Source organism: Caloramator australicus RC3, assembly GCF_000297115.1.
Taxonomy (GTDB): Bacteria; Bacillota; Clostridia; order Clostridiales; family Caloramatoraceae; genus Caloramator; species Caloramator australicus.
On sequence record NZ_CAKP01000072.1, the window covers coordinates 25905 to 38227 of the forward strand.

Here is a 12323-nt window from a genome sequence, read left to right on the forward strand (position 1 = left end):
ACATGTAATACTGGTTACTTTTATTATAGTATAGGAAAGTAATTATGTAAATATTGTTAAATTAAAATTTTGGGGGTTTATAATAAATCATTGACACAGCTTTATATATGTGTTATCATAACAAAAAGAACCTTTAACTCTGGTCCTGTGAGGCCGGGAAGGTGGGCAAAGGAATACTTATATGTTTATAGGATTGCTATGCCTTCCCGCAAGGGAAGGCTTTTTATATAACCTTTAATTTAGCCCAGCGAGGCTAGAAAGGAGAGATAATATGTTAAAAGGAAGACATCTTTTAGACCCAATGGACTTTACAACTTCAGAAATCGACGAGATTTTAGAGCTTGGAGGAGAAATCTCAAAAAATCCAGAAAAATTCTCAAAGGCATGTCAAGGGAAAATTCTTGCAACTCTTTTCTATGAACCCAGCACAAGAACAAGATTTAGCTTTGAGGCAGCGATGTTAAGACTTGGTGGGCAGGTAATAGGTTTTTCAGAACCAAATTCATCATCAGTAGCAAAGGGCGAGAGCATAGCAGATACGATAAGAACAATTGCTTGCTATGCAGATATTGCCGTTATGAGGCATCCTAAGGAAGGAGCTCCAAGGGTTGCAGCGATGTATTCTTCAATTCCAGTTATAAACGCAGGCGATGGAGGGCATCAACATCCAACTCAAACATTAACGGATCTTCTAACTATAAAATCTTTAAAGGGCACTCTCTCAAATCTTACCATAGGCCTTTGTGGCGACTTAAAGTTTGGAAGAACTGTCCACTCCCTAATTAAAGCCATGTCAAGATACGAAAACAACAAATTTATCTTAATTTCCCCAAAGGAGCTTAAGGTTCCCGATTATATAAAAAAGGAAGTATTAGAAAAAAACAATATAGAATTTTTAGAGGTTGAAAGGATGGAGGATGTTATAGGGAAATTAGACATCCTTTATATGACCAGGGTTCAAAGAGAAAGATTTTTTAACGAAGAGGAATATTTAAGGCTAAAGGATAGCTATATCCTCGACAAGGCAAAATTAAAGGGAGCCAAAGAGGATATGATAATACTGCATCCTCTTCCAAGGGTAAATGAAATTGCAGTTGAGGTTGATGAGGATAAAAGGGCAAAATACTTTGAACAGGCAAAATATGGCATGTTCGTAAGAATGGCTCTTATAATGAAACTTTTGGGGGTGGAAGTATGCTAACAGTAAACAGCATAAAAAATGGAATAGTAATAGATCATATTAAGGCCGGCCTTGGGATAAAAATATTTAAAATGCTTGGGCTTGACAAGATAGATAGCGCAGTTTGTCTTCTAATGAACGTTCCAAGCGAAAAGCTTGGTAAAAAGGACATCATAAAGATAGAAAATGTAGTTGACATAGATCTTACAATCCTTGGGATACTTGATCCCAACATAACAATAAATGTTATAAAGGATGAGGTTATAGTTGAAAAGAAGAAGTTTGAGCTTCCAGAGAGGGTGGAAAATGTTTTAAACTGCAAAAATCCAAGATGCGTAACCTCTATTGAAAAATATATAGATCATGTCTTTTACCTTGTTGATAAGGAAAAGGGAGAATATAGGTGTATGTATTGCGATGAGATATATACCCTTTCGGAGGTTTGATTATGGAACTTTTAATAAAGAATGTTAATATTGTGGATAGCTCAAAGGCCTTCTGTGGAGATGTTTATATAAATAATGGGAAAATAGAAGATATAGGTATATTAAATAGGGATTGTGAAGTTTTGGATGGAGAAGGCCTATACCTTCTCCCATCCTTTGTAGATCTTCATGCCCACTTTAGGGAACCAGGATATGAATACAAAGAGGATATATTATCAGGTTCAATGGCGGCGGTAAAGGGAGGATATACTGCCGTTAATCTTATGGGCAATACAAATCCTCCCTGCTCTTATATGGATATAGTTGATTATGTCCTTGATAGGGCAAGAAGAATTGGACTTGTTGACATTCACCAAACCGTTACAATAACAAAGGATATGTTAGGAAAGGATATAGACCATCTTAAATTAATAGATGAAAGGGTTAAATTTATATCCGACGACGGAAAGGGTATAGTAAACAACAAAGTGATGCTCCTTGCTATGCAAGTTGCAAAGGAAAAAGGAATTACAGTGATATCCCATGCGGAGGATGAGGAAATTTCAAAGATAGATACAAGGCTTTCAGAAAACTTAATGACAAAAAGGGATATAGAGCTTGCAAAGTTTACAGGATGCAGCCTCCATATAGCCCATGTAAGCACCAAAGAGGCGATGGAGGAGATAGCGACTGCAAAGGATAAGGGACTTAAGATAACCTGTGAAGTTACGCCCCATCATATTTTCGGAACAAGTAGTCTTAATTATAAAGTAAATCCACCATTGAGGGAAAGAGAAGACATAGAAGCTTTGATAAGGGCGATTAAAAGGGGATATGTAGATGCCATAGCAACAGACCATGCCCCCCATACTAAAGAGGATAAGGAAAAGGGAGCTATGGGGATTTCAGGCATTGAAGTCGCCTTCCCTATATGCTTTACGAAGCTTGTTCTTGAGGGCCATATAACTTTAAATAGACTTATAAAGATTATGTCTGAAAACCCTGCAAGGATAATGGGGCTTTACAAAGGAAAAATAGAGGTAGGATACGATGGAGACTTGGTTTTGGTTGATTTAAAAAAGAATTATAAAATTGACCCATCAAGCTTTTTATCAAAGGGGAAAAACAATCCCTTCGATGGATATGAAGTTTATGGAAGGGTAGTTTCAACTATAAAGGCTGGGAAAGTTCTTTTTAGGGGTGATTGATTTGATTATAGATAGGTTATATGAAGCAGTAGAAAAAAAGGGACCTGTATGTGTGGGGCTTGACACTTCATTAGATTATATTCCAAAGGATTTTTTAAACAAGTTTGTATCCCCCTATGATGCTCTATTTGAATTCAATAAAAGGATAATAGACGCAACGGAGGATGCAGTAGCCTGCTTTAAGGTTCAAATCGCCTACTATGAAGCCTTAGGAATAGAGGGAATGAAGGTATATAGCAAAACTGTAAAATATCTTAAAAGTAGAGGAAACATCGTAATTGGAGATATTAAAAGATCCGATATTTCTGATACTGCAAAGATGTATGCAAGGGCTTACTTTGAAGGAGATTTTGAGGTGGATTTAATAACAGTAAATCCGTATATGGGAATAGATAGTATAATGCCCTTTTTAGAGTATGTGGATAAGGAGAAGGGAATATTTGTCCTAGTAAAGACATCAAACCCCTCCTGCAAAGATCTTCAAACTTTATATGCAGGGGAAAAAAGGGTTTTTGAAAGGGTGTATGATTTTCTAAAGCCATATATTGAAAAAAGTTTAGGTAAATACGGTTATAGTCCAATTGGTGCAGTTGTCGGATGCACAAACTCCGATGAGGCTCTAGATATAAGAAAAAAGTTAAATGGTATGTTCTTTTTAATCCCTGGGTATGGTGCTCAGGGCGGAGGGGCAGAAGACGTTAAAAGGCTTTTAGTAGATGGAAACGGAGGAGTTGTAAACTCATCAAGGGGGATTCTTTTGGCCTATAAAAAATACGAGGATGATTTCGATATTGCAGCAAGAAAAGAAGTTTTAAGGATGAGGGAGGAGATAATAAATGCAATATAAATCCCTTGATGTTTTAGAAAATGTAATGGTGGCTGAAAACATATATAAACTTACATTAAAGGGCGAATACGAAGTAAAGCCAGGGCAATTTTTTATGCTAAAGTCTTGGGAGGATGAGCCCATCCTTTCAAGACCCTTTAGTATATACGATAAAGGAGAAGATTATATTAGCTTTCTTTATGAGGTTAAAGGAAAGGGAACGGAGAAATTATCAAGATTAAAAAAGGAAGATAAGGTTAAAGTTTTAGGCCCTTTAGGAAATGGAATGGATGTATCAAGGATAAAGGGTAAAGTTGCTTTAATAGGTGGAGGAATTGGGATAGCCCCTTTAGCTTACTTTGCAAAAAAGATAGAGGCAGATGTTGACATATACTTTGGATTTAGGGATGAAGTATATGGAATAGAAAATTTAAGGAACAAAGAATTGTTTATAACCACAAAAAGTGGGAGGGTAGGTTATAAGGGTTATGTAACCGATATATTTAATCCTTTTGATTACAACCTAGTGATAACCTGCGGTCCTTTAGTTATGATGAATAAAGTTAAAAGGATATGCGAAAAAACTGCAACTCCCCTTTATCTTTTGATGGAGAGCAAAATGGCCTGTGGAATAGGAGCCTGCCTTGTATGCGCCTGCAAAACAAAGGATGGGATGAGAAGGGTTTGCAAAGACGGACCAATATTTAAAGGTGAGGAGGTTGTTTTAGATGCTTGAAATTACTTTATGGGGGAAAAAATTTAAAAACCCTGTTATTGCAGCTTCTGGAACCTTTGGATTTGGAAGAGAATACAATGAACTTTATGATGTATCTGTCCTTGGAGGAATTGCAACAAAGGGATTAACCCTTAAAAAAAGGGAAGGAAATGAAGGGGAAAGGTGCTATGAAACGGCAGGTGGAATGTTAAATAGCGTAGGCCTTCAAAATCCAGGAATAGATTATTTTATAGAAAATGAACTTACCTTTATGAAAAGCTTAAACACTGTTATAATTGCAAACCTTAGTGGGGGAAGTATAGAAGAATATGTTAAGGGTGCAGAAAAGCTTGATAAAAGCGATGTAGATATAATAGAGCTTAATATATCATGTCCAAATGTTAAGGAGGGCGGCATGAACTTTGGAATAAAGTCAAAGGTTGCAAGGGAGGTTGTAAGGGAGGTTCGAAAAGTAGTTGAAAAACCTCTTGTAGTTAAGCTCTCACCTAATGCTGAAGATATCGTCGATATGGCGGTATCCTGTGTAGAAGAAGGTGCTGATGGAATATCTCTTGTAAATACCTTTAAGGCTATGGCGATAGATATTTATAAAAGAAAGCCTGTGTTTAAAAACGTATTTGCAGGTTTGTCAGGGCCTTCAATAAAGCCGATAGCCCTAAGGATGGTTTATGAGGTTTCAAAGGCAGTTGATGTCCCTGTTATAGGTCTTGGCGGTATAAGAGACTACAAGGATGCAATAGAGTTTATGATGGCAGGGGCAAGCCTTGTGCAGGTTGGAACGGCAAATTTTATAAACCCCTTTGCCTGCATAGAGATTGTAAAGGGAATGGAAAACTTTTTAAAGGTGCAGGGGATAAACAGCATAGGAGAAATTATAGGGATAGTTTAATGGAGGGATAGAGATGGATGTAATGAAAATTCTTCTTGAAACCGGTGCTTTGTTAGAAGGACATTTTATTTTGACTTCAGGAAGGCACAGCGATAGATTTATAATGTGTTCTAAGCTTATGATGTTCCCGGATAAAGCTGAGGTTGTTTTGAAAAATGTGGTAGAAAAGCTAAGGGATGTTGAGTTTGATGTGGTTGTTGGTCCTGCGATGGGGGGAGTTTTGGTATCCTATGAAATTGCAAGGCAGATGGGAAAGGTAGCGATGTTTACTGAAAAAGAAGGCGAAGGTTTTGTCTTAAGACGAGGATTTGAAATAAAAAAGGGGCAAAAGGTGTTAATAGCAGAGGATGTTGTAACAACAGGGAAATCCTCAGGAGGCACTATAGAAGTTGTAAAAGCATTAGGAGGCGAAGTTGTTGGAATAGCCTGCATAGTGGATAGAAGCAGCAGGGAATTTGAAAACCCAATATATAGCGCAATAAAGCTTAATATAGAAACCTATGAAGAAGCAGATTGCCCCTTATGTAAAAAAGGAATCCCTTTAATAAAGCCTAAAATACAAAAATCTTAATCTTAAGTGCCTGGCACTTAAGATTACTGCGTAAAATTTAATTGACATTATTACTAATTAGTAGTATATTAATTATATGAATAGGAAGTCTTATGGAGAAATAAATGATATTAATTTGAAGACCCTAATTGCAATCAGCAGAAGTTATCAAACAATATTAAAAAGATTGAACAAAGTATTTAAGGAAGGAGGTTTAACTCCGTCTCAATTTGGTGTTCTTGAGGCATTATACCACAAAGGCGATTTAAGAATTGGGGAGATAATTGAAAAGATTCTTTCTACAGGCGGTAATATGACAGTCGTTATCGATAATCTTGAGAAGAGTGGAATGGTTAAAAGATACCAGGATCCTAACGACAGAAGAGCATCAATTATAAGTATTACTGAAAAAGGCAGAAGAAAAATAGAAGAAATTTTTCCAATTCACCTCGAAGAGCTAAACAATGCTTTGATCAATCTTTCATTAGAGGAAAAAAAATTTTAATTAATCTACATAAAAAGCTTAACAATAAACTCTAATTTTTTTATCAATATATTACTAATTAGTATATTTTGAATTAGTAGAAATAAGGTTTAAAAATAATATATTTAATAAAAAATATAATAAAAAATATAAAAGGAGGAAAAGTAAATGAGAAAGGTTTTATACATTACTGCAAATCCTAAAAAAGTCGAAAATTCTTTTAGCCTTTGGGCAGGTGAAGAATTTTTAAAAAGTTACAAGCAAAATAACCCTGAAGACGAAATTAAGAAGATTGATGTCTATGCTGAAAACATCCCTTTAATTGATGCTGATGTTTTAAATGCATGGGGAAAGTTTCAAGGAGGTGCATCTTTTGACGATCTAACAGAAGATGAAAAGGAAAAAGTTGCAAGAATGAATGAAATTGTAGATGAATTTATTTCAGCTGACAAATATATATTTGTATCACCACTATGGAACTTTACAATTCCACCAATGTTAAAGGCCTATATAGACAATATTTGTATAGCAGGAAAGACTTTTAAATATACTGAAAACGGTCCTATTGGTTTATTAAATGGCAAGAAAGCCCTTCATATACAAGCTTCTGGCAGCATCTACACTGATAGTCCAATTAAGGAAATGGAACTTGGAGATAGATACTTAAAAACAGTGCTCGCATTCATAGGAGTTAACGATTTCGAATCAATTCTTCTTGAAGGGACAGCACTTTTGCATCCATATGTGGTAAAAAACAAGGTGGAAGAAAAAATTAAAGAAATATCAAGAAGGTTTTAATCAAAGATACAGGCACTTAAGATTTAAGTTTTTAAACCAGGTTATCCTGGTTTATTTTTATTTTTTGGGTGTTATAATTTAAGTAGCACGTTAATAAAGGGTGATAGAAATGAAAGTTGCCTTCGTAGTTTATTACAGTAAGCTTAACAGAAATAGCTTTAATGCGCTTTCAGCGGCTCTTGGGGTTGATGAGGTTACAAAGGACATTCCAATATATTTTGTTAAAAAAGAAGAGGACTTAATAAAAGGCCTTTGTGAAATAAAACAAAACTACGATATGACAGTAGTTGGAACATCCTTTTTTACAACCCAAATTTGGGAGGTAAACGATTTAGTAAAAAGGATTAAGAATGAGCATAAGGAGGTCCTTCTTATTGCAGGAGGACCTCATCCAACAGGGGATATTGAAGGAACGTTGAAGTTAGGATTTGATGTAGTTTTTGTGGGTGAGGCTGAGGATTCTATAGTTGAGTTTTTCAGAAGGATTAAATTGGATGAAGATTATCTTAATATAAAGGGAATAGCCTTTTTAAAGGATGATAATGTTTGCTATACAGGAAAAAGGGACTATGTTGACCTTGATAAATATCCACCATTTCCATATATGCTTGGCAAATTTGGACATATTGAGATAACAAGAGGTTGTCCCTTTGCCTGCAATTTCTGTCAAACATCCCACATATTCGGGGGAAAGGTAAGGCATAGAAGCATAGAAAGGGTTCTGGAGGCTGCAGAGAGGATGATAAAAAGAAATTTAACGGATTTTAGAGTTATAACCCCAAACGCCTTTTCTTATCTTTCTGAGGACGGAAAAGAAGTTAACATAAAGGGACTTGAAATATTTCTAAGGGAAGTGAATAGGCTTTATAAGCCTAAAGGGACCATAAATATAGGTTCCTTTCCCTCAGAAGTAAGGCCGGAGCATGTAAGGGAGGATACGCTTGAGCTTTTAAAGACATATGCAGATAATAAGAATATTATAATAGGGGCACAAAGCGGTAGCCCTTGTATATTAAAAAATTCAAGAAGAGGACATGCCCTTGAGGATGTTTATAGGGCGGTTAAACTATCAGTAAAATATGGCTATATCCCTGATGTTGATTTTATATTTGGTCTTCCGGGAGAAACAGAAAAGGACGTTTTAGATACCATTAAATTTATGAAGGAACTTGTAACTTTAGGTGCAAGGATTCATGCCCATACCTTTATGCCCTTTCCCCAAACATCCTATAGCAAGGAAAAACCAGGGAGGATAGATCCTAAGATAAAGGAAACTATAAGCAGAATGTTAAAGGAGGATAAAAATGTCGTCTTTGGTAATTGGACAGTTCAGGAAAGGGAGGCGGAAAGGATTTATAAATATTTAAATTATGGTATGTTATAAAATGACTTTCAATTAACTTGTTCAATGAGACATTTTTAGCGCTATCCCAATGGCGCTAATTTTAATTTTTTTAATTATTATACTTTTGGACTCCTCTTTAATAACTGCAAAATTAAAACCACAAATAATTTTATTTCTTCATAAAATCTACACAAATTGGAGCTAATATATCATTAAAACTTTTGATAGTGTAAAGTAAAAAATGAAACTAAAGCTTTAAAAATCGTATAATTATTAAAAATTACATGAGTTTATTAAAAATAACAACAAAAAAAGACAAACAGCTCTAAAAAAGGGCATGCTAAAGGCACCTCCAAATATGTATAATTTACAGGTGTTCAATAGAAGTATAAAGATTAAAAAATTAAACAAAAACAGAGAGCAACCAATTACGTTTATCTACATCGTTGTAAGATATTCCTGCAACTTCAGCAGGAGAGAGATTATTAAGAGAATAATGAGGCCTTAAGAAATTGTAGTGAAAAATAAACATAGAGATAAAAGCATTAGTGCTATCAAAAGACTTAAAACCTCTTTTTCTCTTATACCAATCTTTAAAAGTATCATTAAAGGCCTCAATAACATTATTAGAAATATCATCATTAAAAGAAGAAACTTTAATGTGTTTAGAATTAGGGAAGATAGTTTTAGTAGGGATATTATAAGCAGGGAATCTATCAGTAACAATAGAAGAAGGGCAGCCGAATTTACTAGCAGAATGGAAAAGAGAGAAAGCATCAGAAGCTTCTCTTGAAGGAGACAAATTAAAACTTAAAACCATTCTAGTTTCAGAATCAATAATAAACCAAAGATAATGTTTTTTTCCATTAATAAAGATAACAGTTTCATCGGTATGCCACTCGTCAGAATCGCTGAGGTTAAGGTCAGTAGAAAGCATATTAGACTTATGAAGGAAGATAGGAGCGAACTTTTTACACCAAGAATGAATAGTAACGTGAGAAACTTTAACATTGAAGTTAATATTAAAAAACTGAGCAATTCTGCGAGTGGAAGCACCATTAAGGAAATACAAATTAAGAGCAGTAATAATAAAGAATAAGGGGAAACGCATTCTTTTAAAATCAAGTTTTCCTGAGAGAAGTTCACAAGAAGCCTTATCGATAGAAGAAGGCTTAGGAACAAAAATAGAATGACTACACTTTTTAGAATTACAAGTAAATTGGGAGTAAAATTTATAGTCATGGTGAAGAAAAGTTCCATTACCACAAAGAGGGCAAGAAGGATAACCAAGCAAAGGTTTATCTTTCTATTTGGATAAAGTATCAGGAGCAAATTGTCTTTTACAATCTTTGCATTGATACTTTTGATTACCGAACTTATCTTTACCAAAGCGATAAAGATTGTGACTATGGCATCTAGGACATGAAATTTTATTCACGTTTTTGCACATAATTCCATATAACTTAACAGAATTAAACTTTTAAAAAGACATACGGTGTAATGTCAAGTAGTGAAATTGGAAATTAAGAAGAAAACTGCACTCAATCGACCTAAAAAAGACAATAACAATCTAACCCATAAACAACATTTGGCTTACGGGTAATAAATGGAAAATATTTAACTCTTTTTAGGTCATTTAAGTGTTAGCTATCCCTCCTCCCGGTCTATAGATTTGGCCTTTGCTCAGCAATGCAAGAATTAGCCTAACAGCTTTGTGTGCCGTGAGGACGAGGGCTCTTTTATGCTGATGCTTGTTAACTTCCTTGTATTTCTTGTAGTAAAAGGTTGTATACTCATCTACATGCATCCTAAGTAGATTAGCAGCCTCTACAAGATAATACCTTAAGTAGAAGTTACCACACTTGGCTAAGGAAGTATCTTCAGCATTGAAATTGCCTGATTGATACTTATTCCAAACAAGACCAGCAAACTTGGCGAGTGCAGCTTCATTAGTAAATCTATGGATATCTCCAATTTCAGCAATAATCCCTGCGGCGATAACAGGGCCGATACCAGGGACAGTTTGGAGAGTATGAGAAAAAGCTTTAAGTTGTTTTTCAATCTCTTTATCAAGCTTTTTAAGCTGATTTTCAAGGAATCTAATGTTTTCTAAAGACATAGTTAAAGTAAGCTCAACAGAATCGGCTAAATTAGGATCTAACCTATAGGCTCTATTAGCTAAGGACTTAAGCTTTTTAGCTATTTCAATAGGATCTTTAAGCCTATTGTTTCCTTCACTGCAGATAAAATCGACGATATTCTCAATAGGCATAGAGGCAATCTTATCAGGAGTAAATCTTTCTACTAAAGATGTAGATGCCATACTGAAGGTATCGCTAAAGGGGTTATCTGCAACATAGGAAGAAAACTTAAGATAGATAATATTTAAAGCCCGATTCTTTTCTTTAGTTAAGTTTTGGATCAGAAGGTTTTACTCTTCCGAAACGAATACAATCAGCAATAACAAAGGCGTCAACATCATCTGTTTTAGGCAAATGAGAGGACGCATTTTAAAACCTTTGACAACACTTGGATTTAGCACATAAAACAGAGGATTAAAGTTTAAAAGTTCAGGAGGCGAAGCCAAATGAAGGTGCAGATGCCATGCATAATTAGAAGTAGACTCCATGCCAATTTTAATGGAAGAAGCTTCTATTTTAAGAGCATAGGCAATAATATCAGAGATTAATTTATCAGCACCTTCAAGGTCGTTAGAAGTAGAAAAGGATTTGGAAGGTCGAATGCCTTTTGGTCCATAAACCTAACAACAAGTGATTGACTACTAACATCGATACCAACGATTAAAGTATTGGGCACGCAAAAAACCTCATTTCATGGAATATTTAGCCCAATGTAACGGTGTATCCCTGACAAGCAGCTGTATCAAGAGCCTCACCATTCAGAACAATCCTACCTATCTAATGGATGCACCTTACTTTGCTGAAGGTAAGGAAAAGATAGGAGAATGAACAGCATAAGAGTAGAAGATAACAAACAGTCTCAGGGGTGCAGTCTTAGACAAGTAGCAACCAAAGAGGTTCTACAGGAGGAAGCAAGAGCTTCCGCGTCATTGTTAAGGCTATAAAACAATGATACCAGAAGACACACCTAAAGTTAATAAGGGGCAAAATAAACATGAAAAAGTTCGTTGGTGTAGCTTTGCTTGTTGAACTAAAATATTATTAAATTATCAAAGAACAACAAAACTAACTATTAAAATATTTCCCGTTTAAGGCCTTAAATGTTATTCGGCAAATTATTTCATCTCAAAAAATTCAAATTAATTTAACCTAAAAAGGATTTGAAATAGCTAAAAATGCAAGGATGAAATAATTTGCACCACAAAAAAACAGAAAAAAAGTCAAAATGTTTAATCCTTAATGAACATAAAAAAAGAGGGGTAACCCCTCATGGTTAAGCTGAAATATTTACTTCAGTCTGAGCTTCGTAAATAAGCTCACTATCAATAACTCTTGTGTTTTTGTTAGCTCCAGCAATCAAGCTCATTCTTGCAATTGCGTTTAGTGGCCTTAAAAGCCCATTAGAGCTTGAATATAAAAGTTCGAGGGCATCCTCGGTAAATATAGGTTCACTGCAACCAGCAATTTTAAGCATATATGGAATATACAGCTTTACTTCATCTAAGGTTAATCCTTTTAAAGAGTAATTAACAACAATTCTTTGTCTTAGTGCTTCATGCGGTTGCCTTTGAATTTGAGATATAAATTGAGTTTGACCGGAAAGAATAAGAACAGCATAATCTTTAGAGTCCATTTGAAAGTTAAAAATTATTTTTAGATCGTCAAGTATTGAATTTTTAAGGAATTGAGCTTCGTCTAATATGATAATAGGAGTTATGTTTTTGCTATGATAGTATGTGTA

The 12323-nt window shown here is 34.9% G+C and carries 11 protein-coding genes and 2 pseudogenes; 10 read left to right on the top strand and 3 right to left on the bottom strand.

What is annotated here, in order from left to right; all coding sequences use genetic code 11:
* Positions 1-271 precede the first annotated feature (271 nt).
* The 10 genes from pyrB (at position 272) to CAAU_RS07085 (ending at position 8480) form a co-directional block, all read left to right on the top strand.
* Positions 272-1201 (top strand): aspartate carbamoyltransferase, encoded by a 930-nt coding sequence (pyrB, locus tag CAAU_RS07040; protein WP_008908744.1) that lies wholly within the window; start codon positions 272-274, stop codon positions 1199-1201.
* Entirely contained in the window at positions 1195-1626 is a 432-nt protein-coding gene (locus tag CAAU_RS07045) for an aspartate carbamoyltransferase regulatory subunit (protein ID WP_008908745.1), read from the top strand. Before pyrB ends, CAAU_RS07045 begins: the two co-directional genes overlap by 7 nt.
* 2 nt (positions 1627-1628) lie before the next feature.
* Entirely contained in the window at positions 1629-2813 is a 1185-nt protein-coding gene (locus CAAU_RS07050) for a dihydroorotase (protein ID WP_008908746.1), read from the top strand.
* Between the two features lies 1 nt (position 2814).
* Positions 2815-3660 (top strand): orotidine-5'-phosphate decarboxylase, encoded by an 846-nt coding sequence (pyrF, locus tag CAAU_RS07055; RefSeq protein WP_008908747.1) that lies wholly within the window; start codon positions 2815-2817, stop codon positions 3658-3660.
* Positions 3650-4375, top strand: coding sequence for a dihydroorotate dehydrogenase electron transfer subunit (locus CAAU_RS07060; RefSeq protein WP_008908748.1), 726 nt, complete (start codon positions 3650-3652; stop codon positions 4373-4375). The genes pyrF and CAAU_RS07060 overlap by 11 nt, the downstream gene beginning before the upstream one ends.
* Positions 4368-5264: a dihydroorotate dehydrogenase gene (locus CAAU_RS07065; protein ID WP_008908749.1), complete on the top strand. Its 897-nt coding sequence runs from the start codon at positions 4368-4370 to the stop codon at positions 5262-5264. Before CAAU_RS07060 ends, CAAU_RS07065 begins: the two co-directional genes overlap by 8 nt.
* A 13-nt stretch (positions 5265-5277) precedes the next feature.
* The gene (pyrE, locus tag CAAU_RS07070) at positions 5278-5835 is read left to right on the top strand and encodes an orotate phosphoribosyltransferase (protein WP_008908750.1); all 558 of its coding nucleotides are present in this window, start codon (positions 5278-5280) and stop codon (positions 5833-5835) included.
* A gap of 76 nt (positions 5836-5911) precedes the next feature.
* Positions 5912-6319 (top strand): MarR family winged helix-turn-helix transcriptional regulator, encoded by a 408-nt coding sequence (locus tag CAAU_RS07075; RefSeq protein WP_008908751.1) that lies wholly within the window; start codon positions 5912-5914, stop codon positions 6317-6319.
* Positions 6320-6466: 147 nt separating this feature from the next.
* The gene (locus CAAU_RS07080) at positions 6467-7096 is read left to right on the top strand and encodes an NAD(P)H-dependent oxidoreductase (RefSeq protein WP_008908752.1); all 630 of its coding nucleotides are present in this window, start codon (positions 6467-6469) and stop codon (positions 7094-7096) included.
* 109 nt (positions 7097-7205) lie between these two features.
* Positions 7206-8480, top strand: a complete 1275-nt coding sequence (locus tag CAAU_RS07085) for a TIGR04013 family B12-binding domain/radical SAM domain-containing protein (protein WP_008908753.1) — start codon at positions 7206-7208, stop codon at positions 8478-8480.
* A gap of 364 nt (positions 8481-8844) precedes the next feature.
* On the opposite strand, the pseudogene CAAU_RS07090 reads toward CAAU_RS07085, so the two are convergent.
* From CAAU_RS07090 to CAAU_RS14850, 3 genes and pseudogenes are all read right to left on the bottom strand, one after another.
* Positions 8845-9891 (bottom strand): annotated as a pseudogene (locus tag CAAU_RS07090) (IS6 family transposase).
* A gap of 186 nt (positions 9892-10077) precedes the next feature.
* A pseudogene (locus CAAU_RS07095) lies at positions 10078-11258 on the bottom strand (IS110 family RNA-guided transposase).
* Positions 11259-11855: 597 nt separating this feature from the next.
* A partial coding sequence (locus CAAU_RS14850) for an AAA family ATPase (RefSeq protein WP_040306181.1) occupies positions 11856-12323 on the bottom strand: 468 nt, incomplete at its 5' end.

Coding starts and splice junctions, on each gene's coding strand:
- CAAU_RS07060 (WP_008908748.1), top strand. CDS start 3,650: ATGCAATATAAATCCCTTGATGTTTTAGAAAATGTAATGGTGGCTGAA.
- pyrB (WP_008908744.1), top strand. CDS start 272: ATGTTAAAAGGAAGACATCTTTTAGACCCAATGGACTTTACAACTTCA.
- CAAU_RS07080 (WP_008908752.1), top strand. CDS start 6,467: ATGAGAAAGGTTTTATACATTACTGCAAATCCTAAAAAAGTCGAAAAT.
- CAAU_RS07075 (WP_008908751.1), top strand. CDS start 5,912: ATGAATAGGAAGTCTTATGGAGAAATAAATGATATTAATTTGAAGACC.
- CAAU_RS07085 (WP_008908753.1), top strand. CDS start 7,206: ATGAAAGTTGCCTTCGTAGTTTATTACAGTAAGCTTAACAGAAATAGC.
- pyrE (WP_008908750.1), top strand. CDS start 5,278: ATGGATGTAATGAAAATTCTTCTTGAAACCGGTGCTTTGTTAGAAGGA.
- CAAU_RS07050 (WP_008908746.1), top strand. CDS start 1,629: ATGGAACTTTTAATAAAGAATGTTAATATTGTGGATAGCTCAAAGGCC.
- CAAU_RS07045 (WP_008908745.1), top strand. CDS start 1,195: ATGCTAACAGTAAACAGCATAAAAAATGGAATAGTAATAGATCATATT.
- CAAU_RS07065 (WP_008908749.1), top strand. CDS start 4,368: ATGCTTGAAATTACTTTATGGGGGAAAAAATTTAAAAACCCTGTTATT.